The sequence below is a fragment of the Streptomyces sp. NPDC025618 genome (genome assembly GCF_055558795.1).
This window is the reverse complement of sequence record NZ_JBVHLW010000046.1, coordinates 1-26,530: the sequence shown is the minus strand read 5'-3', so window position 1 is coordinate 26,530 and position 26,530 is coordinate 1. Positions and strand designations below refer to the sequence as shown.

21 protein-coding genes are annotated in these 26,530 nt (G+C 73.6%); 16 read left to right on the top strand and 5 right to left on the bottom strand.

The features are described from left to right. Positions 1-3: 3 nt before the first annotated feature. A complete protein-coding gene (locus ACZ4A5_RS27295; RefSeq protein ID WP_467589708.1) occupies positions 4-1,263 on the bottom strand; it encodes a wax ester/triacylglycerol synthase domain-containing protein in 1,260 nt (419 codons plus the stop codon). Positions 1,264-1,424: 161 nt separating this feature from the next. Here ACZ4A5_RS27295 and ACZ4A5_RS27290 point away from each other — a divergent pair, with 161 nt between their 5' ends. From ACZ4A5_RS27290 to ACZ4A5_RS27250, 9 genes are all read left to right on the top strand, one after another. After that, a complete protein-coding gene (locus ACZ4A5_RS27290; RefSeq protein ID WP_467589705.1) occupies positions 1,425-1,928 on the top strand; it encodes a (2Fe-2S)-binding protein in 504 nt (167 codons plus the stop codon). Further along, positions 1,925-2,923, top strand: a complete 999-nt coding sequence (locus ACZ4A5_RS27285) for an FAD binding domain-containing protein (RefSeq protein WP_467589702.1) — start codon at positions 1,925-1,927, stop codon at positions 2,921-2,923. Before ACZ4A5_RS27290 ends, ACZ4A5_RS27285 begins: the two co-directional genes overlap by 4 nt. Then, complete coding sequence (locus tag ACZ4A5_RS27280; RefSeq protein ID WP_467589699.1) at positions 2,920-5,088, top strand: xanthine dehydrogenase family protein molybdopterin-binding subunit; 2,169 nt, start codon at positions 2,920-2,922, stop codon at positions 5,086-5,088. The genes ACZ4A5_RS27285 and ACZ4A5_RS27280 overlap by 4 nt, the downstream gene beginning before the upstream one ends. A 324-nt stretch (positions 5,089-5,412) precedes the next feature. Then, entirely contained in the window at positions 5,413-5,778 is a 366-nt protein-coding gene (locus ACZ4A5_RS27275) for a DUF6233 domain-containing protein (RefSeq protein ID WP_467589696.1), read from the top strand. A gap of 575 nt (positions 5,779-6,353) precedes the next feature. After that, positions 6,354-7,622: a phenylacetate--CoA ligase family protein gene (locus tag ACZ4A5_RS27270; RefSeq protein ID WP_467589694.1), complete on the top strand. Its 1,269-nt coding sequence runs from the start codon at positions 6,354-6,356 to the stop codon at positions 7,620-7,622. Beyond that, the gene (locus tag ACZ4A5_RS27265) at positions 7,619-8,899 is read left to right on the top strand and encodes an MFS transporter (RefSeq protein WP_467589691.1); all 1,281 of its coding nucleotides are present in this window, start codon (positions 7,619-7,621) and stop codon (positions 8,897-8,899) included. The genes ACZ4A5_RS27270 and ACZ4A5_RS27265 overlap by 4 nt, the downstream gene beginning before the upstream one ends. After that, a complete protein-coding gene (locus tag ACZ4A5_RS27260; protein ID WP_467589688.1) occupies positions 8,896-10,041 on the top strand; it encodes a GNAT family N-acetyltransferase in 1,146 nt (381 codons plus the stop codon). Before ACZ4A5_RS27265 ends, ACZ4A5_RS27260 begins: the two co-directional genes overlap by 4 nt. After that, positions 10,038-11,195, top strand: coding sequence for a LuxE/PaaK family acyltransferase (locus tag ACZ4A5_RS27255; protein WP_467589686.1), 1,158 nt, complete (start codon positions 10,038-10,040; stop codon positions 11,193-11,195). Before ACZ4A5_RS27260 ends, ACZ4A5_RS27255 begins: the two co-directional genes overlap by 4 nt. Then, positions 11,192-13,693: an acyl-CoA reductase gene (locus ACZ4A5_RS27250; protein WP_467589683.1), complete on the top strand. Its 2,502-nt coding sequence runs from the start codon at positions 11,192-11,194 to the stop codon at positions 13,691-13,693. The genes ACZ4A5_RS27255 and ACZ4A5_RS27250 overlap by 4 nt, the downstream gene beginning before the upstream one ends. 57 nt (positions 13,694-13,750) lie before the next feature. Here the strand turns inward: ACZ4A5_RS27250 and ACZ4A5_RS27245 are convergent, their stop codons facing one another. After that, positions 13,751-14,644 (bottom strand): phosphotriesterase family protein, encoded by an 894-nt coding sequence (locus ACZ4A5_RS27245; RefSeq protein ID WP_467589680.1) that lies wholly within the window; start codon positions 14,642-14,644, stop codon positions 13,751-13,753. A gap of 128 nt (positions 14,645-14,772) precedes the next feature. On the opposite strand from ACZ4A5_RS27245, the gene ACZ4A5_RS27240 reads away from it, so the two are divergent. Beyond that, a complete protein-coding gene (locus ACZ4A5_RS27240) occupies positions 14,773-15,354 on the top strand; it encodes a CGNR zinc finger domain-containing protein (protein WP_467589675.1) in 582 nt (193 codons plus the stop codon). Between the two features lie 4 nt (positions 15,355-15,358). On the opposite strand, the gene ACZ4A5_RS27235 is transcribed toward ACZ4A5_RS27240, so the two are convergent. Continuing rightward, positions 15,359-17,614: a family 2 encapsulin nanocompartment cargo protein terpene cyclase gene (locus ACZ4A5_RS27235; RefSeq protein ID WP_467589672.1), complete on the bottom strand. Its 2,256-nt coding sequence runs from the start codon at positions 17,612-17,614 to the stop codon at positions 15,359-15,361. Between the two features lie 191 nt (positions 17,615-17,805). Here ACZ4A5_RS27235 and ACZ4A5_RS27230 point away from each other — a divergent pair, with 191 nt between their 5' ends. The 3 genes from ACZ4A5_RS27230 to ACZ4A5_RS27220 all read left to right on the top strand — a co-directional run bounded on the left by ACZ4A5_RS27230 (position 17,806) and on the right by ACZ4A5_RS27220 (position 20,278). Next, positions 17,806-18,150, top strand: a complete 345-nt coding sequence (locus tag ACZ4A5_RS27230; RefSeq protein ID WP_467589669.1) for a DUF937 domain-containing protein — start codon at positions 17,806-17,808, stop codon at positions 18,148-18,150. A gap of 173 nt (positions 18,151-18,323) precedes the next feature. Beyond that, a complete protein-coding gene (locus tag ACZ4A5_RS27225) occupies positions 18,324-18,983 on the top strand; it encodes a hypothetical protein (protein ID WP_467589666.1) in 660 nt (219 codons plus the stop codon). After that, positions 18,980-20,278, top strand: coding sequence for an ATP-binding protein (locus ACZ4A5_RS27220; RefSeq protein WP_467589663.1), 1,299 nt, complete (start codon positions 18,980-18,982; stop codon positions 20,276-20,278). The genes ACZ4A5_RS27225 and ACZ4A5_RS27220 overlap by 4 nt, the downstream gene beginning before the upstream one ends. A 15-nt stretch (positions 20,279-20,293) precedes the next feature. On the opposite strand, the gene ACZ4A5_RS27215 is transcribed toward ACZ4A5_RS27220, so the two are convergent. Continuing rightward, positions 20,294-21,865 carry an FAD-dependent oxidoreductase gene (locus ACZ4A5_RS27215; protein ID WP_467589660.1) on the bottom strand — a complete coding sequence of 524 codons (1,572 nt, stop codon included), beginning with the start codon at positions 21,863-21,865 and terminating at the stop codon, positions 20,294-20,296. 49 nt (positions 21,866-21,914) lie between these two features. On the opposite strand from ACZ4A5_RS27215, the gene ACZ4A5_RS27210 reads away from it, so the two are divergent. The 3 genes from ACZ4A5_RS27210 (at position 21,915) to ACZ4A5_RS27200 (ending at position 24,942) form a co-directional block, all read left to right on the top strand. Beyond that, a complete protein-coding gene (locus ACZ4A5_RS27210) occupies positions 21,915-22,571 on the top strand; it encodes a TetR/AcrR family transcriptional regulator (RefSeq protein WP_467589657.1) in 657 nt (218 codons plus the stop codon). 83 nt (positions 22,572-22,654) lie between these two features. Next, on the top strand, positions 22,655-24,259 hold the full coding sequence (locus ACZ4A5_RS27205) for an alpha/beta hydrolase (RefSeq protein ID WP_467589655.1): 1,605 nt from the start codon (positions 22,655-22,657) through the stop codon (positions 24,257-24,259). 167 nt (positions 24,260-24,426) lie between these two features. Beyond that, entirely contained in the window at positions 24,427-24,942 is a 516-nt protein-coding gene (locus ACZ4A5_RS27200; RefSeq protein ID WP_467589651.1) for a DUF4142 domain-containing protein, read from the top strand. Positions 24,943-25,000: 58 nt separating this feature from the next. On the opposite strand, the gene ACZ4A5_RS27195 is transcribed toward ACZ4A5_RS27200, so the two are convergent. Then, positions 25,001-26,530 (bottom strand): ATP-binding SpoIIE family protein phosphatase (locus ACZ4A5_RS27195; protein WP_467589646.1); only part of this gene is annotated, 1,530 nt, incomplete at its 5' end.

Here is a 26,530-nt window from a genome sequence, read left to right as displayed (position 1 = left end):
AAGTCACCCCTCCACCGCCCGCCGCCACCGCAGGTGGAGCGTGTCCAGGCCGGGCAGGGCGCGGTCCGTCATGAAGCACACCGTCGAGATCCCCCGATAGGTGAGCATCAGCGAGCCGAGCGGGCTCGCCTCCGGGAGGCAGCCCACGGGCAGTACGCGGGTCACCGGGTCCCCGCCGAGCTGGAGGTCGTGCCGGACCAGCAGCCCCGACACCCCCACCGCGGCACGGCCCGGGCGGCCGGCGGTCCGCAGCAGCCGGGGCAGGGCCCACGCGGGAACGTACGACAGGGACACGGCACGGCGCAGCGCCTCGCGGTGGCGCGGGCACCTCAGTGGGGCCGTGGCCCGGATCGCGCCGTCCAGCCGCTCCGCCAACGGGACGTCCCCGCCCGGCAGCGCGAGCGGGATCATCACCACCTTGTTGCCGGGGGCGGCGGCCTCCCCGGGGCGGCGGAGGTTCGCCGGCATGATCATCGGCAGTTCCGCGGAGCGGCGCGCCGGCGGCCAGTGATCGCCCGCCCAGTCCTGCACCGCGTGCGCCAGCGTGGCGAGATAGGCGTCGTTGACGGAGCCGCCCCGGGCGTGGCCGACCTCCCGTAACCGCTCGACGGGCACCTGCGCCCAACGGAAGGTCCGCCGGGCGGACAGCGGATGCCGGGCGGAGGCCCAGATGCCGGATCTGCCGCCCGCGCGCGCCGTCGTGGCCACGGCGCGGAAGCAGTCCCGCAGGGTCACCGGCGGGGCGGGGGAGAGGCAGGGCACCACCGCCGACGACTGGCTCTCCGGGATGGCCCGCGCGGTGAACAGCGTCTCCAGGGTGTGCAGTATCCCCGCGCCGTCCTGCATGGCGTGGTGGACGAGATAGAGCAGCGCGTACCGCCCCGGCTCGTGGCCGCGCAGCAGATCGACGCGCCAGTGCGGCGCACCCTCGGGCAACGGGACGCGGATGAGCCGCTGGACCTCCCGGTCCAGGTGCTCACCGCCGGGCGGCAGCACGTGCTCCACGACATGGACGGCCGGATCGACGAACGGCGCCCGCGTCCATCCGCTGCCCGTGCCGGTGAGGAAGTGCGTCAGAGCGGGCAGGGCGGGCAGCCGCTCGGCGACGTGGTCACGCAGCCGTCCGACGGGCGGGGCGGTGCCGGTGAGATGGAGCAGGGCCCCGATGCGGAGCTGGGCGTCCGGATGGTGCACAGGGAAGCTCCACATCGCGCGGTCGATGAGGGCGGGCGGATGCGTGTGGCCGTGCGTGCCAAGGGACATGGCCGGACTTCTTCCCCGTCCCGCCCCCCGCCGAACCGGAGGTTCCGCTCCGGCCGCCCTGACCCGGATCCTCCCCGCACGTCCCTAGCCGCGACCCGCCGTCCGTGAAAGCCTGATGCGCCCGAGACGACCCAACTCGCCTCACCCGACCGGGAGATGACATGGCCTCCACGGAGGACGGACGTCCCGCCACCCCTCCACTCCGATTAAGCGTCAACGGAGCGCGGCACGACCTGCCCGCCGACCCCCGCACGACACTCCTCGACCTCCTGCGCGACCACCTGGATCTGACCGGCGCCAAACCCGGCTGCGACCACGGCACATGCGGTGCCTGCACCGTGCACCTCGACGGACGGCCCGTGCTGTCCTGCCTGATCCTGGCCGTCACCGCGGCTGGCCACGACGTCGTCACCATCGAAGGGCTCGCCGGCGCGGCCGACGACGCCGACGGCCTGCACCCTGTGCAGCGCGCCTTCATCGACCACGACGCCCTCCAGTGCGGCTACTGCACCCCCGGCCAGATCATGTCGGCCGACGCCTGCGTGCGCGAAGGCCACGCGCGCTCCGCCGCCGGGATACGCGAGTTCATGAGCGGCAACCTCTGCCGCTGCGCCGCCTACCCCAACATCGTCGCCGCGGTCGCCGCGGTCGCCGAGGAGAGGTGACCGTGCGTCCCTTCGCCTACCGCCGCGCCGGATCCCTCGACGAGGCGGTGCGGGCCGCCCGTGAACCCGCCACCGCCGTCCTCGCCGGTGGCACCACCCTCGTCGACCTGATGCGCCTCGACGTCATGCGGCCCCGCCACCTCGTCGACATCGGCGGCCTCACCGAGCTCCGCGCCATCGACACCCGCGGCCCCGTACTCCGCTTCGGCGCGCTCGCCAGGATGGCGGACGTCGCCGAGGACCCGGACCTGGCCCGGCACCACCCCCTGCTCACGGAGAGCCTGCGCCAGGCCGCCTCGCAGCAGCTGCGCAATGTGGCGACCGTCGGCGGGAACATCCTCCAGCGCACCCGGTGCGCCTATTTCCGCGACGGCGTCTCACCCTGCAACAAGCGCGCGCCGGGCTCCGGTTGCTCCGCTCTCACCGGAGTGAACCGCGAACACGCCGTCCTGGGCGGCTCGGACACCTGCGTCGCCGTCTACCCCGGCGACTGGGGCACCGCACTCGCCGCCCTCGACACCGAGATCGAGCTGATCTCCTCCGAAGGCCCCCGGACCCTGCCCTTCGCGCACCTCCACCGGCCCTACGACGACCGCCCGGACCGGGAGACCGTGCTGCGCCCCGGCGAGATCGTCACCGCGATCACCGTGCGCGCCACCCCGGCGGGCCGCCGCTCCGCCTTCCTCAAGGTGCGGGACCGGGCGAGCTACGCCTTCGCCGTCGCCTCGGCCGCCGTCGCCCTGGAGCTGACCGGCGGCACCGTGACGGACGCGCGGATCGCGGTCGGCGGCGTCGCCACCCGCCCCTGGCGCAGCCGGGAGGCGGAGGCCGAGCTGACCGGCCGCCCGCTGACCGGGGAGGCCGCCCGCCGCGCCGGACGGGCCGCCTTCGCCGGTGCGCGCGGCCTCGGCGGCAACACCGTCAAACTGCGCCTCGGCCCGCGCGTCGTGGCCGAAGCCCTCATGATCGCGAGCCGGAAGGAGCAGCACCGGTGACGGACATCGTGGGCGCCCCCGTGGCGCGCGCGGACGCGCTCGCCAAGGTCACCGGCACCGCGCGCTACGCGGCCGACGTCCCCGTGCCGGGCACGGCCCACGCGGCGCTGGTCACCAGCACCGTCGCGCGCGGCCGGATCACCGCCCTCGACACGGCCGCCGCCGAGGCGGTCCCCGGCGTATGGCTGGTGCTCACCCACCGCAGCCCCGAGGCCGAGCTGCCGCCCGGCCGGTTCGTCGGCACCGGCGGGCTGCTCCAGTCGAGCGTCAATCCGCTGGCCTCCGACGAGATCCACCACATGGGCCAGATCGTCGCCCTCGTGGTCGCCGACTCGGCCCGGACGGCGGAGGAGGCCGCGCACCTCGTCACGGCGGAGTACGAGCCCTGGCCCGCCCACGCCACGCTGGCGGAGGAGGCGGACGGCGCCCTGCTCTTCGAGGGCGCGTCGATCGAGGTCGGGGACACCGGGCGGGCCCTGGCCGCGGCGCCGGTCGTCGTGGAGGCGGAATACACCACGCCCGCGATGCACCACCACCCCATCGAGCTGTACGCCACCACCGCCGCCTGGCGAAGCGGCGTGCTGACGGCGCACGTGCCCACCCAGGCGGTCCAGGGCACCCGGTCGGTCCTGGCCGAGATGTTCGGGCTGCCGACGGGGAGCGTGCGGGTGCTCAGCGCGTACGTCGGCGGGGGCTTCGGCGGCAAGGCGACGGTGCTCTGGCACACGGTCCTCGTCGCGGCCGCGGCCCGCGCCCTGGGCCGGCCGGTGAAGCTCGTGGTGCCGCGGGAGCGGATGTCCACGGTCGGTTCCTTCCGCCCGCAGACCCGCCACCGGGTGCGGCTCGGCGCCGGGCCCGACGGGCGGCTGCTCGGCTACGAACACCACACCTGGGGGCAGAACTCCCGGTCCGACGTCCTGCCCCTGCCCGGCGCGGAGGCCACCGTCCGGCTCTACGCCTCCCCGAACATCAGCACCCGCGAGTACGTCGTGCCCACGGACGTCAACACCCCGGGTTTCATGCGGGCGCCCGCGGAATACCCCGCCGCCTTCGCGCTGGAGAGCGCGATGGACGAACTCGCCGAAGCGCTCGGTATGGACCCCCTCGAACTGCGGACGCGCAACGAACCCGGGCGGGACCCCGTCACCGGACTGCCCTTCAGCAGCCGCTCCATGACGGCGTGCCGGCGGCGCGGCGCCGAGCTGTTCGGCTGGTCCCGGCGGGACCCCAGGCCCGGCGCGATGCGCGACCGCGACGGGCAGCTGATCGGCTGGGGGTGCGCGTCCTCCCTCTACCCCGTCCTGCGCGCCCCTTCCCGCGCCCGCGTGCGGCTCACCGCCGACGGCCGCGCCGAGGTCCAGGCCGCCACCCACGACATCGGCACCGGCGCCGCCACCGTGCTCGCCCAGATCGCCGCACAGGAACTGGGCCTGCCCGTCGACGCGGTGACCGTCCGGCTGGGCGACAGCGACCTGCCCGCCGCGCCCCTGTCCGGCGGTTCGATGACCACCGCGTCGGCGGGCTCCGCCGTGCGGGCGGCGGCGCGGGCCGCCCGTGAGCGGCTGCCGGCGGCGGGCGCGCTCGCGGACCTCCCCGGCGGGGTCCTGGAGGCCGACGCCTCGTGGGTGCCGCCGGAGCTCGGCGCCGAAGCGGTGCGCCGGGGCCTGGCCGGTGGCTTGGTGCAGGCCCCCGCGGTCGGCGCCACGCATGTGATGTTCAGCCACGGCGCCCAGTTCGTGGAGGTCCTCGTCGACCCGGCGACGCGGCGCGTACGGCTCGGGCGGATGGTGGGCGTCTTCGCCTGCGGGCGGGTCATCAACCCCCGTACGGCCGGGAACCAGTTGGCGGGCGGCATGATCTGGGGAGCGGGCCACGCCCTGCTGGAGGAGACCCAGGTGGACCGGAACCTCGCCCGCTTCACCAACACCGACCTCGGCGGCTACCACATCGCCTGCAACGCCGACATCGGTGAGGTGACCGTGGAGACCGTCGACGAGACGGACGACGTGGTCAACCCCCTGGGCGCGAAGGGCCTGGGCGAGCTCGGCATCGTCGGCACGGCGGCGGCGGTGGCCAACGCGGTACGGCACGCGACGGGAGTACGGGTGCGCGACCTCCCCGTACTCCTGGACGACGTCCTGCCGCCGTCGGACGAACGGGACTGACACGCGTCGGCGCCCGCCGCCCGCGCCCGCCGCCGGCGGCCGGGCGGCGCCCGGCGGACCGGAAGGGTGAACCGGCGACCGGCACATGGCCCCGTTCGGGGGAACCGCCGTGCTTACGGGAACCGGGTATGTGCCCCCTTCGGGCGTGAACTCCCGGGCGTCCACGGGGCGGTGACACGTTTCGGCCACGGTCCGGAAGTCGCTCACGTGGCCTTACGGCGACCGCCGCCCCCGGGGAACGGCTCCGCGCCGCAGACCACTCGCATATGCCGCCTTCCGGCAACCCACCCGCCCCGTACTCCGCCACTGCTAGCGTCGCGCGGCATGGAGCAGCTCTTCAGCCACGACGAACTCGCCCTTATCACGGCGGCCGCAGACGAAGCGGGAATGCCCCCGCGGGAGTGGGTCCGCTGCGCGGTCCTCCAGCACCTCACGGAGGATCCGTACGAGGAGGTGCACGCCGCCTCCCGCACGCCCTACCGGCCGGACCTGGAGCACGCCCTCTGGCCGGTCACCTCCCACACCCGGTCCGGCAGGACCATGCACGAAGTCCATCACGCCGGCTGCTGGGTGCCCAAGGGCGGTGAGGAGACCCTCACGACGGCCGAGGCGCGTGACGAGCTCCTCGCGAGCAAGGCCCGCCCGTGCGACGCCTGCCTGCCGGAACGGTTCCTTACTCCCGTGCCGTAGCCGCCGGACGGGCCCGGATGCCGGCGGGTGCGGATTTCCGTAAGGGATCCGTCAGGGCGGGGCTGAATCGCCGTTCTGCCTCAGAGGCAATTCCGTGGGCCCCGGCGAGGATTCGCCGGCGGGCGGGCAACGCCGCCCGGTGAATTGTTCGTTGATATTCGATGCGGGCCGACGCAACGCTATGCAAAGACCGGGCGTCCTGCCAGTGACGGTTCACACAGTGCCGTATGGGATACGTCAACTCGCGGGCCGGCGCCGGAGCGGGGGACGGACCGGGATATGGCTCACCATATCGGTCGTTTGCCGCGCGCGGGCGAATCATGCCATCCAGCCGTATGTGTGGCCATCACGGACACCACCGTTTCCGGCCAATCCCGACGTCCGGGGCGTCGCCGATTTTGCGGTACGTTCTGCCGTGTTCCATTATTGTGAGCGTGCGTCAGTTGTGATGCGCAAGCGACGCGAGTATGTGGGGGACATATCTCGTTCAGCTTTCAATAGGTGGCGGCGGTGCACTGCTTCCCGCCCCGCCGGGGAACACTCCTCTTTCTTTCTCGTCACTAGGCAAAGGCCGCATGCCCGTCCATCAGCTTCCGGACCTCATACGTCACGCCCGTGAAAACTCCCCGTTCTATGCGAATCTCTACGCTTCCCTGGCGCCGGACGTGGATTGCCTCACGGCTCTTCCCGTCGTGGACCAGGGAGAATTCTGGGCAGCCAACACACTCCACGACAATCGCGTGCTCACCGCGCCGCTCACCGAGGCGGCCGTCTACAAGACGGGCGGCACCACCGGCGCACCCAAGTTCTCCTGCTACACCCGGGAGGAATGGCGGGAGTTCGTCACCGCGTTCGGCGCGGGGCTCGTCGACGCGGGGCTGAAGCCCGGTCACCGCGTGGCGGATCTCTTCTACGCCGGTGAGCTGTACGCCAGCTTCCTCTTCATCCTCGACTCCCTCGCCCACGCGCCCGTGGAGAACGTGCGCCTGCCCATCGGCGGCGCCGCACCGCTGGAGTCGACGGTCCCCACCCTCCGCGACTTCGCCGCGCAGGTCGTCGCGGGCACCCCGACCACGCTCTGCCGCCTGGCCGAGCACCTGGTCGCCCAGGGCGAGCAGCTGCCCGCCGTGGAGCTGCTGTTCTTCGGCGGCGAGGCGCTCTTCGACGACCAGCGCCGCCTGCTGGCCGCCGCCTTCCCCAATGCCGAAGCGCGCTCCCTCGGTTACGCCAGCGTCGACGCCGGGCTGCTCGGCTGCCCCGTACCCGGCCCCGACGCGCGCGTCCACCGCGCCTTCACCCCGCACTCCGTCGTCGAGATCCTCGACGAGACGACCGGGGAGCCGATCACCGAGCCGGGCCGCCCCGGACGCGTCGTCGTGACCAGCCTCTTCCGCGGCCTCATGCCGATCATCCGCTACCCCGCCGGTGACCGCGCGGAGTGGACGGAGACCGAGGGGCACTTCCGTATCCTCGGCCGCGCCGAGGAAGGCGTGCGCGTCGGACCGGTGTCGCTGTACTCGCAGGACGCGCAGGACGCCGTCACCGAGGCCGACACCGAGGGCCGCATCGTCGGCATGCAGCTCGTGGTGCGCCGCTGGGACGGCCGCGACGGCCTCGTCCTGCGCCTGGCCACGGCCCCCGGTGACGAGGACCCGGCCGGTCTGGACGTCCTCGCCAAGGAGGTCGTCGAGGGGCTGTGCACGGCACGCCCGCTCTACCCCGACAGCCTGCGCGCCGGATTCGTCCACCCGATGGAGGTGGAGTGGGTCCGCAACCGCGACCTCGTGGTCAACTCCCGCTCCGGCAAGCTCATCCGCGTCATCGACGAGAGGCCGACCGCATGACCGCCCCGACAGTGGAGCGGACCGGCAGACTCCCGCTCGTCCTGCGCAACCGCGCCTTCGGCGCCGTCTGGCTCGGCCAGGTGCTGACCCAGGCCGCCGTCCGGATGTTCCAGGTCGGCGTCTCCTGGTGGCTCGTCGCCTACGCCGTCAGCGGCGGCAACGGACTCGCGTCCGGGCTGTTCATGGCCGTCAGCACCCTGCCCGCCGTGGCCCTTGCCCCGGTCGTCGCCCGCGCCATCGCGCGCGTCGCCCACCGCACGCTGCTGCGAACCGCCGCGGCCACCGCGGGTGTTGTCGCGACGGCGCTGGCCGCCTGGGCCTACGCGAGCGACCTGCCGCTCGCGGCCGCGTACGCCGCGACCCTCGCCCTGGCCACCTGCCAGGCGTTCTTCGACCCCTGCCTGACCACCTCCGTGCCCGAACTCGTCGACGACGAGGACATCGAGGCGGCCACCGGCTTCGAGCTGTCCACCCAGTCGCTGGCGAGCCTCGGCGGGGCGCTGCTCGGCGCCCTGATCGTCGACCGCGCCGGAGTGGCCGGACTCGCCGTCGGCTGCGCGGCCGCCTATGTGACGGCCGCCGTCCTCATCGCGACCGTGCGCTTCCGCGGCGCGGCCGCCGGCACCGAGGAGGCCGCGGGCGGCGAGGAGCGCCGGACGCTGCGCCAGGTGCTGTCCGGCCTGCCCTTCGTCCGCAGGATCCTCATCAGCTTCACCGCCGCCAACCTCTTCACCACCGCCGTCTTCGTCGTCATCCCGCTCTACACCAAGGGCGTGCTCCACGGCGGAGGCGGCACCGTCGCCCTGCTGGAGGCGTCGCTCGGGGCGGGCACGCTGATCGGCTCGTTCACCGGTGCCCGGGTGCCGGGCCGTCCCACCGTCGTCGGCTCGCTGTGCCTGGCCGCGATGGCCCTGGCCCTCGGCCTGCCCGGCATCGTCGGCGAACGGCCCGTCATCGCGGGCTGCCTGGCCGTGGCCGGCTGGTGCGTCGGCGTGATCGGCGTCCGCTTCGTGGCGCTCTTCCAGCGCCTCGTCCCCGCGGCCGACAAGCCCGCCTTCTTCGCCGTGATGCAGGCCGTGCTCGGCGCGACCTTCCCCGTGGCCTCCCTGCTCTTCGGCGCGCTCGGCGACCAGCTGTCCCCGCAGACGCTCTGCCTGATCCAGGCGGCCGGACTGGTGCCCGCCGCCTGCGCGCTGGCCCTGCTGCGCGAGAGCGCCCCCGCCCCGGAGGCCGCGCCCGCGGCGGCCGAGCCGGAAGCCGTGGGAGCGGCCCGGTGAGCGTCACCATCGAGCAGGCCACGCCCGCCGACATAGCCGAGCTCCGCCAGCTCTACTACGCCGTCTACGGGCCGCACTACCCCACCGCCCTGGGCACCGACCCCGCCGTGATGTCCCGGCTCATCGCGGACCCGTACACCCTCTGGCTCGTGGCCCGCCGCGCCGGAACCGGGGGCGTCGTGGGGTCGGCGGCCATCCACAGCGAACCCGGCAGCCGCCTCGGCCGCCTCGAAGGGCTTGCCGTCCACCCCGACCAGCGCGGCTCGGGCCTCGCCGGGGCGCTCACCGACGAGCTGTGCTCCCGGATGCTCGGCACCGGCCGCCTCGACTCGGTCTACGCCACGGTCCGCACCGTCAGCGCCGGACCCCAGCGCGTCGTCTCGCGCAACGGCTTCCGGCCGATGGGTATCCTGCCCAACGCGGTCGACCTCGACTGCCGGGAGAGCCTCGCGCTCTACGCGCGTCACTCTCCCGGTGTGCTGGACCGGCGGATCCCCGTCGACGAGGTGCCCGCGCCCCTGCTGCCGCTCCTGCGCAACGTCGAGCGCAGCCTCGGCATCAGCTACGCGGGCACCCGGGCCACCGCGCCGCTGCCCGCCCCGGCCAGGACGTCGGACGTACGGCTGGAGATGATCGAGGCACCGGGCTTCGTCCGCCGCCGCTTCCACGACCGGTTCCCCGACGCCGCCCAGTGGTTCTACCCCCTGCACACCCCGAATGTGCTGCTGGTGCCCGACGACGGCGACTTCGAGGTCTACGCCTATCTGAACCGCACCGGCAAATACTGCGCCCTGGTCGCGGGCCACCCCGACCCGGCGGCCGCCGCAGGTCACCTCGAGCCGATCACCCGGGCGCTCACCCGCGCCGGCGCGGGCTATGTCGAGGCCCTGGTGCCGCTCGCCCACCACGGCGCGCTGTCGGCGTTCCTGGCCCAGGGCTTCCTCCCGAGCGCCCTCTACCCCGCGATGCGCCCCGAGGGCGACGGCTTCCACGACTACGTCGTGCTGACCCGGACCACCGAACACATCGACTTCCGCGGCGTCGTCGTCGACGAACCCCTCCAGCCCTACCTGGACTTCTACGTCTCGGCCTGGGCGTCGACCTATCTGCCCGCCGTGACCGCACCCGAGGTTGTCTCATGAGCCCCGTGAACCCCCATCTCGCCCCGATCGACGTCCCCGACCCGCGGTCTCTGCCCCGGGTCCAGGAACTGTGCGACCTGGCCGACCCCTACGCGACCGGCCCCGCCGAGGACGCGCTCTTCACGGCCGCCATGGCCGAGATCAACGCCTGGCACACCGACCGGTCCCCGTTCTTCCGGAAGCTGTACGAGGCCACGGCGGACACCGGGCCGTACCGCGCGCCGCTGGTGCACGCCAACTTCTTCAAGCGCCACGAGGTCCTGTCCATCCCCCGAGGCGACGTGGACCTGCACCTGACCTCCTCCGGCACCACCGGCCAGAAGTCCCAGATGTTCTTCGACCGGTGGACGATCCGCTCCGCCCAGCGCATGGTCGCCCGCATCTTCGACCGCAACGGCTGGATCACCCCCGAGCAGGACGTCAACTACCTCCTCTACAGCTACGAACCCGCCCGCGACCTGAAGCTGGGCACCTCCTTCACCGACAACTACCTCTGCGACTTCGCGCCCGCCCGCCAGGTCGAGTACGCCCTGCGCAACACCGGCAACGGCCACGAGTTCGACCCCTTCGGCTGCGTCGCCGCCCTGCGCCGCTTCGCGGAGGAGGACGCGCCCGTACGCATCCTCGGCTTCCCTGCCTTCCTCTGGTTCACCCTGGAGCGGATGCGTGCCATGGGCCTGCCGCCCCTGACGCTCCCCGAGGGCTCCCTGGTGATCCTCGGCGGCGGCTGGAAGGGCCACGCGGACCAGCGGATCGGCAAGGACGAGCTCTACAGCCGCGTCACCGGGCAACTGGGCATCCCCTCCGAGCGGATCCGCGACACCTTCGGCTCCGTCGAGCACTGCATCCCCTACATCGAGTGCGACCACCACAACCTGCACGCACCTGTCTGGTCCCGGATCGCCGCGCGCTCCACCCGCACCCTCGACGCGCTGCCCTACGGCGAGCCCGGCTATCTGCACCTCGTCTCGCCGTACATCACCTCCGTGCCGGCCCAGAGCGTCCTCATGGGCGACCTCGCCTCCGTCCGGCCCGGCAGCGAGTGCGGCTGCGAGCTCGCCACCGACTGGTTCACCGTCCACGGCCGGGCCGGGGTGAGCCGCAACCGCAGCTGTGCCGTCGCCGCCGCCGAACTGATGAAGGGAATGTCATGACCGACACCATGAACCACCACTACTGGCAGGGCGCCTTCATCGGTGACGACGAGGCCGAGCGCCGGCTGGCCACGCTGCCCGCCGCCGTCGAGGCCGCGCTCGCCGCGCCGCTCGACACCGAGACGGTCCTCGCGGCCTGCGACCGGCTGGCCACGGCCCTGGCCGACCCGGCCCACCCCGTCTCCGTACGCCTCGCCGAGCACCTCCCCGCGGACGAGGACGGCGACCTCCTCGCCGAACTCGCCGCCTTCCTCGGCCGCGACGCCCTCACCCGCAAGCTCCGCCGCGAACTCGGCTCCACCGCACCCCAGCGGCTGGGCCGCCCCGACGCGAAGGAGACCGTCTACGAAGCCTGGGCGCCCGTCGGCCTCGTCGCCCACATCGCCCCCGGCAACGCCGCGAGCGTCGCCCCGCTCAGCCTCGTCGAGGGCCTCCTCGCCGGCAACGTCAACATCCTCAAGACCAGCGGCGGCGACACCCTCCTCGCCCAGCACCTGCTCGCCGAGCTCGCCGCGCTCGACCCGACCGGCGCCCTCGCCGACCGCGTCATCGTGCTGCGCTTCTCCTCCTCCCGGCAGGACTGGCTGCGCCTGATGTGCGCGCCCGCCGACGCCGTCGCCGTCTGGGGCGGCGAGGCCGCGGTCGAGGGCGTGGCCGCCCATGTGCCGCCCGGCTGCCGCCTGGTGGAGTGGGGCCACAAGATCTCCTTCGCCTACCTCACCCGCGACGCGTGGCAGGACCCGGCCACCCTCGCCGCGGTGGCCGCCGACGTCTGCGTCTTCGAGCAGCAGGCGTGCTCCAGCCCCCAGGTCGTCTACCTCGACACCGAGGACGCCGACGAGGTCTTCGCCTTCGCCGACCGCTTCGCCGAGGCCCTGGCCGCCGTGCCCGCCCCCGCCGGCGAGGCGCTCGACGCGGCCGAGGAGGCCGAGCTCACCACCACGGAGCTGATCGCCCGCCTGGAGGAACACCTCGGTCTCACCCGCGTGCTGACCGCCCCCGACGGCACCTGGCGCGTCCTGGCCGACACCCGCCCCGTCCTCACCGCTTCCCCGCTGCACCGCAGCGTGTGGATCAAGCCGCTGCCCCGCAAGCAGATCATCCCCACGCTGCGCCCCATGCGCCGCTACCTCCAGACCGCCGGCATCGCGGGCAGCCGTACGGACATCGCGGAACTGTCCGGCACGGTCCTGGCCGCGGGCGCCACCCGCGTCACGCCCGTCGGCGCCATGACGGCCGGCTACTCCGGCGAACCCCACGACGGCGTCTACGCCCTCCAGCGCTACAGCCGCCGCGTCGCCGTCCAGGCCGACGAGCGCTTCGCCACCACCGCCTGCCTCGACGACCTCGCCCGGCCCGTCGTCCTCCCGCCGCCCACCGGGCCCCTGCGGGACAAGGCCGACGTCCAGGAGCTCAACCAGCACGTCGACCCGCGCGACGCCGAGCTGTACTTCCGCAGCGGCGGCAGCACCGGCACCCCCGCGCTGTCCCTCTTCAGCTACGACGACTACGACACCCAGATGCACGCCGCCGCCCGCGGCCTGCTCGCCGCGGGCTACGACCCGGCCCGCGACCGCACCGCCAACCTCTTCTACTGCGGCGGGATGTACGGCAGCTTCATCAGCTTCTTCTCCATCCTGGAGCGGCTGGGCGGCGTCCAGCTGCCCATGGCCGCGGGCACCGACCACCGGGCGACCGCCGAGACGCTCATCGCCCACCGGGCGGACACCCTCTTCGGCATGCCCTCCTACCTGTGGCAGCTGCTCCACGAAGAGGCGGACCTGCTGCGCTCGTACGGCGGCATCCGCAAGATCTTCTACGGCGGTGAGCACTTCACCGCGGAACAGCGCCGCACCCTCACCGAGACCTTCGGCATCGAGGTCATCCACTCCATCACCTACGGCAGCACCGACCTGGGCCCGCTCGGCTATCAGTGCACCGAGAGCGGCGGCAGCGTCCACCACCTGCACGCCGACCTGCACACCCTGGAGGTCCTCGACGTCGACGACGACCGCCCGGTGGAGCCGGGGGAGACCGGCCGGCTGGTCTTCACCACCCACGCCCGGCGCGGCCAGAACCTCGGCCGCTACGTCATCGGCGACCTCGGCCGCACCCTCCCGGGCCGCTGCCCCTGCGGCAGCCACGCCCCGAGATTCGAGCTGCTCGGGCGGCTCGGCGACGTGATGCGCGTGGCGACGTACTTCCTCAACTACCGCCGGTTCGTGGCCATCGCGGAGCAGCGCCTGCGCTACAGCGGCGAGCTCCAGATCGTGCTGGCCAACGGCGGCCCCCGGGAAGCGCTCACCGTCCGCATGGAGCGCGCGGGCGACGTACCCGCGCAGGCGGCACGCGACGCCTTCCTCGCCGACTACCCCGAGCTCCGCTCGGCCGTGGACGAGCGGCTGCTCGAGCTCACGGTGGAGACGGTCGACGGCGCCGACCTCGACCGCACCCCGATGAGCGGCAAGCTGCGGGCGGTCGTGGACACCCGGCAGTAAGCGGTGCGCGGGAAAGGGGGGCGGCGCGCCTGCGCCGCCCCCCTTTCCCGTGCGGGCTCAGCCGAGCCAGTCGGCCGCGAAGGCGCGCGCCGGATTGCCGACGAAGACGCGGGTGACGAAGTCCTCGCCCAGCTCCTCCGCCAGCGCGGGCCGCAGCGTGCGCAGGAGATACGGCATGCCCGGACCGCCGCGGGCGGCCGCGGTCGTGGTGTCCCCGCCGAGCAGGACCCGGTCGGCGTGCCCAGCCTCCGCGAGGGCGGTGAGCGCGTCGAAGAGCCGCCAGTCCGTGGCGTGATGGGCGCGCGACGGCCCGTCGAACGCCAGGAACGCACCGGCCCGCGCCGCCCGGAGGTGCGTGCGCGTGTCGGGGCAGCGCCCCAGGTGGCCGAGCACGACGCTGCCGGGCGGCACCTCGAACTCGCCGCAGAGCAGGTCCAGTACGTCCATGGCGCCGGTGCCGAGTTCCAGATGCACCGCGATCGGGGCGCCGGTGGCGTGGTGGGCCTGTGCCGCGGCGGCCATGGTCAGCCGGGCGTGGGTGTCGAGCCCGTGGAAGCCGCCGGCCACCTTGATCAGCCCCGCGCGCACCGGCCCGGTCGTCAGATCGGCGACGAACGTCTCCGCGAGCCGGTCGCCGAGCCGCTCCAGCACGCCCGGCTCGTAGTGCGCGGCCTGGTGCAGCCCCGTCGCGGCGACGATGCGCACCCCCGTCTCCCGGGCCAGGCCGGGGAGTTCGGCGCGCCGCCGCCCCATCCCGCGAGGCGTCCACTGCACGACCGTGCCGCCGCCCAGCTCGCGGAACGCCCGCAGCTCGGCGGCCGCCGCGTCCCGGTCGTCCAGCTCCTGGCCGGGCAACCGCGGGCTGCGCAGGAAGAGGTGGTCATGGGCGTCGCACACCCCGAGCTCCCCGGCGGGGAGGTCGCCCAGCACGGTGCGGACGGCGGCGGTCATGCGGCGCTCACCCGGCCGGATCGTGACGCGTGCAGCTCCATGTCGTTTCCTCCCGCTCGCCGTTCCCGGTGCGTAACGCTTCACCCGTTACAAGATCACTGTAACGGGTGAAGCGTTACGATGCACGGGTGAACGATGACGAACGGCAGGCCCTCCGCTTCGACTGCGGTGCCACCTGGCTCAATCTGCTCGCGACCCGCGGCCGCTGCTTCGGCGCGGACCCCGTCGAGCGCATCGCCACGCCCGAGCGGCTGGGGGAGTGGCTCGACCGCAGCGAACTGGCACCGGCGCGGCGGCCTTCCATGGCCGATGTGCGGGAGGCGCAGGCGCTGCGGGAGACGCTGCGGGCGCTCGCCCTCGCGGTGGTCGCCGACGAGCCACCGCCGGCCGGAGCGGTCGGCGGGCTGACCCGCTTCCTCGACGCCACGCCCGATCCCGTGCGTCTGGTGACGGGGGAGCGGCTGACGAGGGAGCCGCCGCCGACGGTGGTGGCGGCGCTGGGGCGGGTGGCGCGCCAGGCGGTGGACCAGTTGACGGGGCCGGGCCGGGAGGTGCTTGCGGTCTGCCCCGAGTCGGACTGCCGCGGTGTCTTCGCGAACCTCACCGGCCGTCGCCGCTGGTGCCCTTCGCCCGCGTGCGCCAGCCGCGGCAGGGTCCGGGCGCACCGCGAACGCCGCCGGACGGGCCCGGGCGGCCCGTCCGGCGGCTGAGGGTTCAGCCGACCCCCACCGGCGGGGCCAGCCGCGCCGCGGAGGTGCCCAGCCCGCTCGGCGCGAACCGCGGCGCGGGCGCCGCCGGCCTCGCGCGGTGGCGCAGCAGGTCCTCCTCCGCGTAGCGGGAGCACCCCTGGTGCCAGTTCAGGATCCCCGACATCCAGTTCTTGAGCTCGTCCACGTATCCGTTCAGTGCCGCGCGGGCTTCCTGATCCAGGCCGAAGTCATCGAAGAGCGCGGGCAGTTGGACGGCGACGATGTGCTGGAACTCGCGCATCCGGGACACCAGCAGGTCGGCGACGATGCCGAGTGCCTCGGTGATCCCGCAGTCGAAGAAGTTCTGCACCACGAGGACGGCGTTGTGCACCTCGCCCTCGAACTCGATCTCCTTCTGGTAGGAGAAGATGTCGTTCATCAGACAGGCGTAGTCGGCGGCCGCGGACTCCAGGGCCCTGACGGGCCGGGTGTCGTAGATCTCCGGTGGTACGGAGTCGCCGTGGCCGATCCGGCAGAGGCTCATCGTGAGGTCCGAGCCGAAGGTCTTGCGCCGCATCTCGATGTAGTCGACGGGCTCGGGGACGCGGTTCTGCTTGTGGTTGGCGAGCTCCCACAGCCAGCTCTCCAGCATGCCCGTGACGCCCGCCCGGAACGTCCGGCGGTCCTCGGGCCCCATCGGGCCCGCCGTGCGCCGCCACAGGTCGGCCAGGCCCCGCTCCAGCGGGGTCAGCGGCGCGGGCATCGCGGCGAGGTCCGACGGCATGAGCGCAAGGAGCCGTTCGTGACACGCCTTCGCCGCCGTCATGTCCGGGGTGCGCCCGAACGCCACCGGGTAGTAGTCGTCCGCGTATGTGCCCCAGGTGAGCCAGTCCGAGGCCAGGTCCAGCTCGTCGGGCGTCGCGTCGGGGTGGATGCCCGCCGCGCACAGGGGCAGGTCGATGTCCTTGAGCCGGGCCTCGTCCCAGACCTCGGACCCGGGCAGTCCGGGCACGGGCTCCAGGATCCCCATGCGGTGGCTCCACTCGACGTTGTGCCGCCGGGCGCCCTCCAGGTGGGGGCTCAGCCGGAGCGCGTACGGCATGGCGAAGTCGGGGTGCGGCAGCGGGCCGACTTTCTGGAAGGGGGTGTGCGTGAAGCTCCTGATCCGCGCCGGTGCCGACGCGACGAGGGACGACACCAGCCGGGCCGCCGAGGTGCCCAGTCCCGAGGGCCCGGCCGGCAGCCCGGCCGCGGCCGCGAGGGCCGAGCGCTCCGAAGCGCCGGTCTCCGCCGCGGCGTTCATATAGCGGCTGGAGCGCATGTGCCACTCGTGCCCGCCGGACTGCCAGTCCTGGAGCCCCTTCACGTACGCGAAGACGTCGGCCCATGCCTTGGGCCCGAGGCCGTGCTCCAGGAGCAGGGGCCCGACCTCGGTGAGCGCGGTGTGCTCGAACTGCTGGAGCCGGGAGGTGAGCAGGTCGTTGACGGCGTCGGCGGCCTCCTGGGTACCGCAGCCCAGGAACTTCTCCAGGACCAGGATCGCGTTGGCCAGCTCGCCCTCGTCCTGGGTCTCGCGCTGGTACGAGAAGATGTCGTTGCGCAGGTGCACGCCGTCGGAGAACGTGTCCTTGAGGACGCGCATCGGCCGGGACGCCGCGATGGCGGCAGGGACCTCGGCGCCCGCCGCGTGCTCCACGAGGTTCGCCGACCAGGGGGCGCCCCCCACCTTGCGGCGCATCTCGATGTATTCGACGGGGTTGGCCACCCGGCCCTCGTCGATGTTGGCGAGCTCCCACAGCGACTCCTCCAGGAGGTGCCGGGTGCTCTCCCTGAAGCGCCGCCGCCAGTCTTCCGACATCGTCGGGACCGTGCGCGCCCAGAGGTCGGCGAGCCCCGCCTCGACCTGGTTGGCGGGCGCCTCGGTGGCGTCCTGAGGGCGCAGGGGCATGAAGGCCGGCAGGCGGTCGAGATACGCCTTCGCGCCGGTCAGATCGCGGGTGCGCTTGAAGATGTCGAGGAAGTGGTCGTCGAAGAAGAACACCCAGACGTACCAGTCGGTGATCAGGTCGAGCTCCGGACCCGAGGCGTCGGGGTGGGTGTACGCGCACAGCAGCGCGTAGTCATGGGAGTCGAAGTCCGACTCGTCCCAGATTCCGGAGCCCTCGATCATCCGCATCTCGCGGGCCCACGCCTTGGAATGGACGCGGGCCCCCTCCAGACGAGGGTTGAGGCGCGCCGGATACGGCATGTAGAAGGACGGGAGTTCGAAGGGCTGTGACATGGTCGACCACGCTAGTTCGCGGGTACGTGCCGGATAGTTCGGGAAGTCATATTTCCGCCCGATCCGGTGAATGCCGCCGGTGGTCCGCTTAAGGATCTTGTGTCTGGTGAGCCCCCGCGGTCTGGTCTCCCGGGGTGACCGTTCCGCGATCTTGCGTACGGGACCGGGCGCCCGCACGTAAGGTCGTGAGCATGGGCGATGACTCGTTGCAGAAGGACGTACTCCAGGAGCTCGGCGACGACCGGATCGAGGAGCTCGCGGGCGAGCTCGGCACGGACACCGAAGCGGCCAGGCGGGTCGTGGAGGCCACGGTCGCCGAGCTGCCCGACGAGCTGACCGCGGCGCCCGCCGGGGTGCAGGGCCTGGCCGGGCTCGGCGGCGGGGGCCTGATGTCCGGTGTCCTCGCCAAGCTCAGCGGGCCGGTGGCGAACGCCGTGGCCAAGAAGACGGGGCTGCCGCCCGCGACGGTCGCCCGCGCGCTGGAACTGCTGCTTCCCGTGGTGCTGACGACGATCGCCAAGCGCCGCAACCGCTGACCGGAGCAGCGGGGGCGGACCGGGTCCGTCCGCCCCCGGGCCGCCTCGCGCGGCACTCGCATAACATCGTGGTGTCCGCAGCCGCACGCCCCACGACCATGGACCCAGCAGTGACCGGAGCCGCCCGCCCCCGACGCACGCGCCTCAGGCGATCCCTGCGGGCGCTCGCGCTCATGGCACTGGCGGCCGTGGCGACGGGGTGCCAGGTCGCGGGGGAGCCGCTCGCCGCCGGTACGACGGCGCCCGTCGCGGCCCCCGCCCAGCTCTGGCCCGACCGCACCCCGGCCCCCACCCCGACGGGTGAGCAGCACGAGGATGTCACCGCCACGCGCGTCCCGGGCATCCCTGCCGTACCCTCCGGCGACATCCGCGAGGTGGACCCCTACGCCGTGGTCAAGGCCGAGGTCGCCGCCCACCGGCACGACGTCACCGGCGCCGACGGGCTGGACGAGGAGACCGCCGCCAGGATCGGGTCCTGCTCCGAGGCGGCGCGGAACTGTCCCATCCGCACCCCCGTCCACCGGGACCTCACGGGCGACGGGCGCGACGACCTGATCGTCGGCATCGAGATGAGCGACCACCTTCTGGGACTGCGCTGCTACACCCTCGACAAGGGCGGGCTCACCCGCGTGATGTCCACCGTCGTGCGGCCGTCGTCCATCGAGGTGGCCGGCCGGGACGTGATCGTCTGGGAGCCGTCCGACACCCCGCACTACGCCGTGCGCTCGGTCTACTCCTGGGACTCGCACCGGCATTACATGGAGCTGAAGAGCGACGAGATCCGCCGCGTCGAGGCCACCACCGCGCCGCGCCCCACGGAGTCCCGGCGATGACGACCCGGCTCCGCGCGCCACGGCTGCCCAGGATCGCCCGCTTCGGCTCGCTGTACGGGAAGTTCACGCTCTTCCTCGCCGTCATGTGCTGTGTCGTCGCCGCGGTCCTCGGCACCCTGGTGCACGTCATCGTCACCCGGCAGACCGTGCACCAGGCCCGCGTCGAGGCGCTCCAGCGGCTCGACTCCGCCGCCCGTGCCTATGCCGTCGGCGACCCCGTGCACCACCAGGCATCCCTGAACCCGCCCGAACTTCCGCCCGGGCTGCGGGATCTGGCGCTGCACGGCCGGCGCGGCACCGCCCTCGGCGACGACCACGGCGTCGCCACGATGTGGGCCGCCACCCCCGCGGCCGGCGGGGTCCTCGCCAGCCGGCTCGACTACCGCCACAGCGCCGCCACCATCGAGGGCCTCGACCGGGCCATCATCGGCTCCTCGACGCTGGCGATCGGCGGGACCCTGCTCGTCGGCGTCTTCGCCGTCTCCCGGGTCACCCGCCGGCTGCACCGCACCGCCGATGTGGCGCGCCGCATCAGCGCGGGCGACCTCGACGCCCGGGTGGCCGACCCGCGCACCACCGACCCCTCCAAGCCGCAGGACGAGGTGGCCGCCGTCTCCGCGGCGCTCGACGCGATGGCGGGCACCCTCCAGGGGCGGCTCCAGAGCGAACAGCGGTTCACCGCCGACGTGGCCCACGAGCTGCGGACCCCGCTCGCCGGCCTCCAGGCCTCGGCCGACCTGCTGCCGCCGGGGCGCCCCACCGAGCTCGTGCGCGACCGCGTGCAGGCGCTGCGCCGGCTCACCGAGGACCTGCTGGAGATCTCCCGGCTGGACTCGCTCACCGAACAGGCCGACTTCGGCGAGCACCGCGTGGGGCGGCTGGCCACGCGGGCCGTACGGGCCTCCGGCCTCGACGCCGAGGTGCGCGTGGTGCGCGACGCCTGCGTGGTGACCGACCGGCGCCGCCTCGAACGCGTCCTCAGCAATCTGCTCGCCAACGCGCACCGGCACGGCCGCCCGCCCGTCATCCTCACCGTCGACGGCCCCGCGATCACCGTCCGCGACCACGGCGAGGGCTACCCCGGCTATCTCCTGGAGCACGGCCCGCAGCGGTTCCGCACGGAGCCGACCGGCTCCGGCGGCAAGGGGCACGGCCTGGGGCTGACCATCGCGGTCGGCCAGGCGAGGATCATCGAGGCGCGGCTGACGTTCGCGAACGCGGCGGACGGCGGCGCCGTGACGGTCCTGACCCTGCCCGAGTGCGACGACGACCACGAGGCCGCGCCGGAACCGTGACCGGCACCCCTCGCCTCAGGTGCCGGACGGGCCTGAAGCGGCGGACGCGAGGCGCGTCTCCTCCGCGTGTGCCCGAGGGAGGAACCACCGCGCCAGGGCGGCGTCGAGGGCGTCGAGTTCCCCCGCCGCGCCGGACGCCGCCCACGCGACGATCCCGTCCGGCCGCACCAGCAGCCCGCCGAGCTCCGACGAGGAACGCGCCGTGACCACGGGGACGCGGTCCGTGGCCCTGGCGCGTACCGCCTTCGACCCCGCGAGATCCAGCAGGACGCCCCGCCCGTCGTGCAGATGGTCCGCCAGCCGGGTGCCGTCGGCGAGTTCGAGGTCCGGCGCGCTGCGCCCGACCAGCGGGTGGTCGCCGGGGACGGCGTAGCGCTGCCACACCCCGGAGATCTTCTTGACGAAGTACGTGGTGGCGTCGGCGGTGCCGGTCAGCTCGGTGACGACGTCGCGCAGGGCGCTCGCGTGCGACTCCGGCCGCATCAGCGCGACCTGGGCCCGCGTCCACTGGAGCACCCAGGCCCCGATGGGGTGCCGCTCCGTGGTGTAGGTGTCGAGCAGCCCCTCGGGCGCCCGCCCCTGGACGGTGGCGGCCAGCTTCCAGCCGAGGTTCACCGCGTCGCCGATGCCGAGGTTGAGCCCCTGGCCGCCGAAGGGGGAGTGGACGTGCGCGGCGTCGCCCGCGAGCAGGACGCGGCCCTTGCGGTAGTCGCTCACCTGGCGGGCGTTGTCGGTGAAGCGGGTGGCGGAGTGCACGCGGGTGACGGTGACGTCGTCCACCCCGGACACGGCCCGCAGGCTCCTCTGCAGTTCCTCGGCGGTGACGGGCGCGTCGCGGTCCGCCGGGGGCCCGTCGAACTCGACGGTGAGGATGCGGCCGGGGAACGGGCCGTGCGCGTACGTCCCGCCGGGTGTCCAGTTCCAGCCGGTCCCCAGCCGCTCGGCGCCCTCCATCTCGACGATCGCCTGATGGCCGGTGATCCCGGGATCCGTGCCGGGGAAGTCGAACCCGGCGAGCTTGCGGACCGTGCTGCGGCCGCCGTCGCAGCCCACGAGCCAGCCCGCGCGCACCGTTTCAGCGCCGAGGCGCACCGTCACGTGGTCACCGGCCGCGTCGAGCCCGGTGAGCTCCGCACCGCGGCGCACCTCGACGCCGAGTCCGGCCGCGTGCCGGTCGAGCAGCCGCTCCAGGGCTTCCTGAGGGACGAGGCCGACCTCGCCCGCCGGTCCCGCCGCGGCGAGGTCGGGGTCGGTCTCGTCCAGGAGGTCCGCGCTCAGCATGATGCCCGCGAAGTGCCCGGCGAACCTCGGCGCCCGCGCGGGCGGCCCGTCCCCGGCGGTCACCCGCTGCCGGGCGAAGGAGGTGATGCCGGCCATGCTCCTCTCCTGGATCTCCCTCAGCGCGGGCAGCAGCCCGCGCCGGTAGAAGGCTTCGGCGGTCGGCGAGTTGATCGCTCCCGCCTTGATCGTCGTGTCCACTTCGGTGAGCCGCTCGACGACGAGCACGTCCACCCCCGCGAGCCGCAGCTCGCACGCCAGCATCAGCCCCACGGGGCCGGCTCCTGCCACCACCACGTCGTAGTCCATGAACGAAAACTGTAGTCGCTAAAAATTTTTGGTGGGTACTATTTTTTCCATGAGCGAGGACTTCACGGCCGAGGACGGGCGGCGCCGGGAACCCGGCCTGCGCGAACGCAAGAAGCTCCGGACCCGGCAGCGGATCTCCGACGTCGCCACCGCGCTGATCACCGAGCGCGGCTTCGACAACGTGACCGTCGCCGAGGTCGCCAAGGCGGCCGAGGTCTCCACGATGACGGTCTTCAACTACTTCCCGCGCAAGGAAGACCTCTTCCTGGACCGCATCCCGGAAGCCGTCGAGCTCTTCACCCGCGCCGTCCGTGACCGGCGCGCGGACGAGACGCCGGTCGGCGCCGTGCACCGGCTGCTGTGCGAACTCCTCGACCGGCGCCACCCGCTGGCGAGCATCGGTGACCGTTACCCGGCGTTCTGGCGGATCGTGCTGGACTCGCCCGCCCTGCGCGCCCGCGCCCGCGAAGGCGTCGAGGAACTGGAGAACGCGCTCACCGAGGCCGTCGCCACGACGACCGGCGCCGCGCCCGGCGACCCCCGCCCACGCCTCGTCGCCACCCTCATCGTCGCCGCCTACCGCACGGGGTACGTCACCGCCGCCGCGCGCCTGCTCGCGGGCGAGCGCGCGGACGACATCATCGACAGTCAGCGGGATTACCTGAACGGCGCGTTCGCGGCCCTGGAGCGGGCGCTCGACGGCTGACCCGTACGGCGGCACGCCGACGATGTCACCCGGACGCCCCTTCCGGAAAGCCGGTCGTCAGCCCGCGAAATAGCGTCCCTGACATGACGTCCGTACGCCGTCCCCCGCGCTCGACCCGCCTGGCGCGCGCCGCCAGGGCGGCCGCACCCCTCGCGGCCGCCGTCCTGCTCGCCCCCGGACTCGCGGGCTGCACCACCACCTCCGGCCACGCGGCGGGGGAGCCGGACCTCTCGGCCTACTACGAGCAGAAGATCACCTGGCAGGCGTGCTCGCGGGAGACGGACAAGGCGGTCAAGGAGGAGACCGCGAAGGCGGACGCCTCGGCCGAGTGCGGCCGGCTCAAGGTCCCGTACACCTACGCCGACCCCGGCAAGGGGGAGCTGAGTCTCGCGCTGATGCGCTACCGCACCAAGAACCAGGACGAGCGCGCCGGCTCGCTCGTCCTGAACTTCGGCGGCCCCGGCGAATCGGGGCTCAGACAGCTCAAGGAGTACGGCCCCGACGGCTTCAGCAAGGCCGGCACCCGCTACGACCTCGTCACCTTCGACCCCCGCGGCGTCGGCGCCAGCTCCCCCGTGCTGTGCGGCGGCGGGAGCGGCACGGCCGAGGCCGGCCCCCCGCCCGGCCCGGACCTCTCGGGCCCCGGCGGGATGGCCGACTTCATCGCCGCGCAGGAGAAGGCGCTTCAGCGCTGCAAACGGACGGCGGGCGACATCATCCCGTACGTCGGCACCGTCAACACGGCCCGGGACGTGGACGTGCTCCGCGCCTCGCTCGGCGAGGAGAAGCTCAACTACCTCGGCTTCTCCTACGGCACCAAGCTGGGAGCCGTCTACGCCCACCACTTCCCCTCGAAGGTCGGGCGCATGGTCATGGACGGCGTCGACGAGCCCGCCGCCGACCTCAAGGACTCCACCCTCGCCCAGACGGCCGCCTACCAGCGGGCGCTGCGCCACGCCGTGGAGATGTGCACCAGCCGGGGCGAGGAGGACTGCGCGCTCGGCTCCGACACCGACAAGGCCATGGCCAACGTCGCCAGGGCCTTCGACGACCTCGACGACCAGCCGATCGACTGGCCGGGCGGCCGGAAGCTCGACCGGGAAGGCGCCATCGAGGAGACCATGGGCCTGCTGCGCTCCCGGGAGAGCCTGCCCGAGACCCCCAACCTGCTGGCCGCCATCATCTACCACGTCCACCCGGGCGAGGCCGCGGCACTGGGCCGGGCGGCGGCCGACGGTGCGGGCGGCAAGCGGGAGAACGGCGTCCACGACAAGGTGGAGGAGGCCATGACCGCGATCAACTGCGCCGACACCTCGGGCCGTTACAGCGCCCGGCAGGTCGTCGCCGCCTACGACGAGTTCGTCCGGGCCTCGCCCGTCTTCGGCCCCTTCATGGCCGCGGGCATGGCCACCTGCACCGGCTGGCCGCAGGCCGGGGACGACGCCTCGCACGACGTACGCGCCGTCGGCGCCCCCAAGATCCTCATGCACACCACCGAATACGACCCCGCCACCCCCGTCCAGTGGCTGCCCAGGATGGCGGCCGCGGTCGGCTCCGCCGTGACCATGACCGACCCCGGCGGCGGCCACAGCGTCTACGGCACCCAGGACGCCACGTGCGTCAACGAGCGCATCGACGCCTTCCTGCTCGACGGCACCCTGCCGCCGGACCGCTCCGCCTGCTCCTGACGCGGCGCTGCTCCATTGGGACGGACTGCGAACGCCCCGCGGGTGGCGTGGCCGCGGCCCGGGGCAGTCATCAACTCCGAAGGGGCGTCGGTCCGTACGCCCCGGCCAGAACCCGGCCCGCGGTGCCGAGGGGCGCCGTGGGCACATGAGGAACGGAGCAGCTAACGATGCGTATGCGACACCGGGCCGGAACCGCGGTAGTGGCCCTCGCCCTGGCGGCGGCATCGGCGGGGACGGCCCTCGCCACGGAGTGCGAGCACGACGACGCCTTCCTGACGGCGGCTCACCAGGGCAACATGGCCGAGATCGCCGCCGGCAAGGACGCCGCACGGCACGCCGTCATGCGGTGTACCAAGGAGACCGGGGAGGTGCTCGTCAGCGACCACACCCGCATGGACGAGTCGCTCCGGGCGCTCGCGAAACGGCTGAAGGTCACCCTGCCGAAGGCCGTCACGGCCGCACAGGAACAGCAGATGACGGACCTCAGGAAACGGGCGGGCACCCGCGACTACGACAAGATGTGGCTGAAGGCCCAGGAGACCGGCCACGTCATGGTGCTCAAGCTCATCGACGACGAGGTCAAGTCGGGTAAGGACGACGAGGTGCGGGGAGCCGCCCGCGCGGCCCGGCCGTTCGTCGCCCACCACCTCGACCTGGTGCGCGACTGCATGCGCGTGCGCTGACCCGCCGCGCGCCGTCCCGGGTACGGGCCCTGTCCTCGCCCGTACCCGGGACGCCGGTTCAGGCGGCGGCCAGCGGCTGCTCGGCCCAGATCGTCTTGCCGTCCGCGGTGAACCGCGTGCCCCAGCGCTCCGTGAGCTGCGCGACCAGCAGCAGGCCCCGGCCGCCCTCGTCGAAGACCCGGGCCCGGCGCATGCGCGGCGAGGTGCTGCTGGCGTCGGAGACCTCGCAGATCAGCGACGACACGTCACGGATGAGCCGCAGCCGGATCGGCGCGTGCGCGTGCCGGATGGCATTCGTCACCAGCTCGCTGACGACCAGTTCGGTCGTGAAGCCCAGCTCCTCCAGCCCCCACGCCGTCAATTGCTCGGACGCGTGCTTGCGGGCATCGGCGACGGTGGCCCGGTCCGCGGGCAGGCTCCAGGCGCGCACGTGGTCGGCGTCCAGTGCCCGCGTACGGGCCAGCAGCAGCGCGACATCATCGGCGGGCCGCGCCGTCCGGTCCGGCAGCAGCGCCGCCAGCACGTCGTCACAGATCCGCTCCAGGGACGCGGGCGGATCCGTCAGGACCTCGCGGAGCCTGACGGTCCCGGGACCGGTCCCGGGGTCGCGCCCCTCGACGAGACCGTCGGTGTAGAGCGCGAGGAGGCTGCCCTCCGGCAGCTCCGTCTCGAACGCCTCGAAGGGCAGCCCGCCCAGCCCGAGCGGCGGACCGCTGGGGACGTGCGCGGAGCGCGCCGTGCCGTCGGGCAGCACGATCACGGGCGCCTGATGCCCCGCCCGCGCCATGGCACAGCGCCGCGACACCGGGTCGTAGACCACATACAGACACGTGGCGCCCGTCTCCCGCACGGCGGTCGCCGGCTTCGGCCCCTGGCCCTGCGCCAGTTGGATGACGAGGTCGTCGAGGTGGGTGAGGAGCTCGTCCGGCGGCAGATCGAGGTCGGCGAGCGTACGGACCGCCGCGCGCAGCCGGCCCATCACGGCGGACGCCTGGAGGCCACGGCCGATGACGTCCCCCACCACCAGCGCCACCCGGGCACCGGACAGCGGGATGACGTCGAACCAGTCGCCCCCGATGCCCGCCTGGGCGTCGGCCGGCAGATACCGCGAGGTGACCTCCACCGCCCCCTGGTCCGGCAGCCGGCTCGGCAGCAGGCTGCGCTGGAGGGTGAGCGCGGCGTTGCGCTCCTGGGCGTACCGCCGGGCGTTGTCGACACACGCGCCCGCCCGCGCCGCGATCTCCGCGGCGAGCAGCAGGTCGTCGGCGTCATAGGTGCCGTCGCCGCGCACGAAGACGGCCACGCCCAGCGTGGTGCCGCGCGCGCTCAGGGGGACGGCGAGGACGCAGCCGACGCCCCGCTCGCGGACGGTGGCGGGCACGGCGGAGGTGTCCGACAGCCACGCCTGGATCCCCGGGTCGTCGCCGCTGTGCAGGGACGGCTTGCCGGAGGCGAGCGCGCGGGCCGCCGGGGAGCCGGGGCGCGCCTGACCCGGGCCCGGGTCCGCGCCCGGGCCGTCGTCGGAGGCGGTACGGGCGGGGGGGGGGGGGGGGAAGGAGGGGGGCTGAGACGCCGCCATCCCTCCGCC

Excerpts from the sequence above, each read along its gene's own strand:
- ACZ4A5_RS27295 (WP_467589708.1), bottom strand. The coding sequence starts at position 1,263 with ATGTCCCTTGGCACGCACGGCCACACGCATCCGCCCGCCCTCATCGAC.
- ACZ4A5_RS27275 (WP_467589696.1), top strand. The coding sequence starts at position 5,413 with ATGGAGCAGCTCTTCAGCCACGACGAACTCGCCCTTATCACGGCGGCC.
- ACZ4A5_RS27205 (WP_467589655.1), top strand. The coding sequence starts at position 22,655 with ATGACGTCCGTACGCCGTCCCCCGCGCTCGACCCGCCTGGCGCGCGCC.
- ACZ4A5_RS27250 (WP_467589683.1), top strand. The coding sequence starts at position 11,192 with ATGACCGACACCATGAACCACCACTACTGGCAGGGCGCCTTCATCGGT.
- ACZ4A5_RS27270 (WP_467589694.1), top strand. The coding sequence starts at position 6,354 with ATGCCCGTCCATCAGCTTCCGGACCTCATACGTCACGCCCGTGAAAAC.
- ACZ4A5_RS27210 (WP_467589657.1), top strand. The coding sequence starts at position 21,915 with ATGAGCGAGGACTTCACGGCCGAGGACGGGCGGCGCCGGGAACCCGGC.
- ACZ4A5_RS27215 (WP_467589660.1), bottom strand. The coding sequence starts at position 21,865 with ATGGACTACGACGTGGTGGTGGCAGGAGCCGGCCCCGTGGGGCTGATG.
- ACZ4A5_RS27230 (WP_467589669.1), top strand. The coding sequence starts at position 17,806 with ATGGGCGATGACTCGTTGCAGAAGGACGTACTCCAGGAGCTCGGCGAC.
- ACZ4A5_RS27220 (WP_467589663.1), top strand. The coding sequence starts at position 18,980 with ATGACGACCCGGCTCCGCGCGCCACGGCTGCCCAGGATCGCCCGCTTC.
- ACZ4A5_RS27200 (WP_467589651.1), top strand. The coding sequence starts at position 24,427 with ATGCGTATGCGACACCGGGCCGGAACCGCGGTAGTGGCCCTCGCCCTG.
- ACZ4A5_RS27255 (WP_467589686.1), top strand. The coding sequence starts at position 10,038 with ATGAGCCCCGTGAACCCCCATCTCGCCCCGATCGACGTCCCCGACCCG.
- ACZ4A5_RS27290 (WP_467589705.1), top strand. The coding sequence starts at position 1,425 with ATGGCCTCCACGGAGGACGGACGTCCCGCCACCCCTCCACTCCGATTA.
- ACZ4A5_RS27225 (WP_467589666.1), top strand. The coding sequence starts at position 18,324 with ATGGCACTGGCGGCCGTGGCGACGGGGTGCCAGGTCGCGGGGGAGCCG.
- ACZ4A5_RS27245 (WP_467589680.1), bottom strand. The coding sequence starts at position 14,644 with ATGACCGCCGCCGTCCGCACCGTGCTGGGCGACCTCCCCGCCGGGGAG.
- ACZ4A5_RS27235 (WP_467589672.1), bottom strand. The coding sequence starts at position 17,614 with ATGTCACAGCCCTTCGAACTCCCGTCCTTCTACATGCCGTATCCGGCG.
- ACZ4A5_RS27265 (WP_467589691.1), top strand. The coding sequence starts at position 7,619 with ATGACCGCCCCGACAGTGGAGCGGACCGGCAGACTCCCGCTCGTCCTG.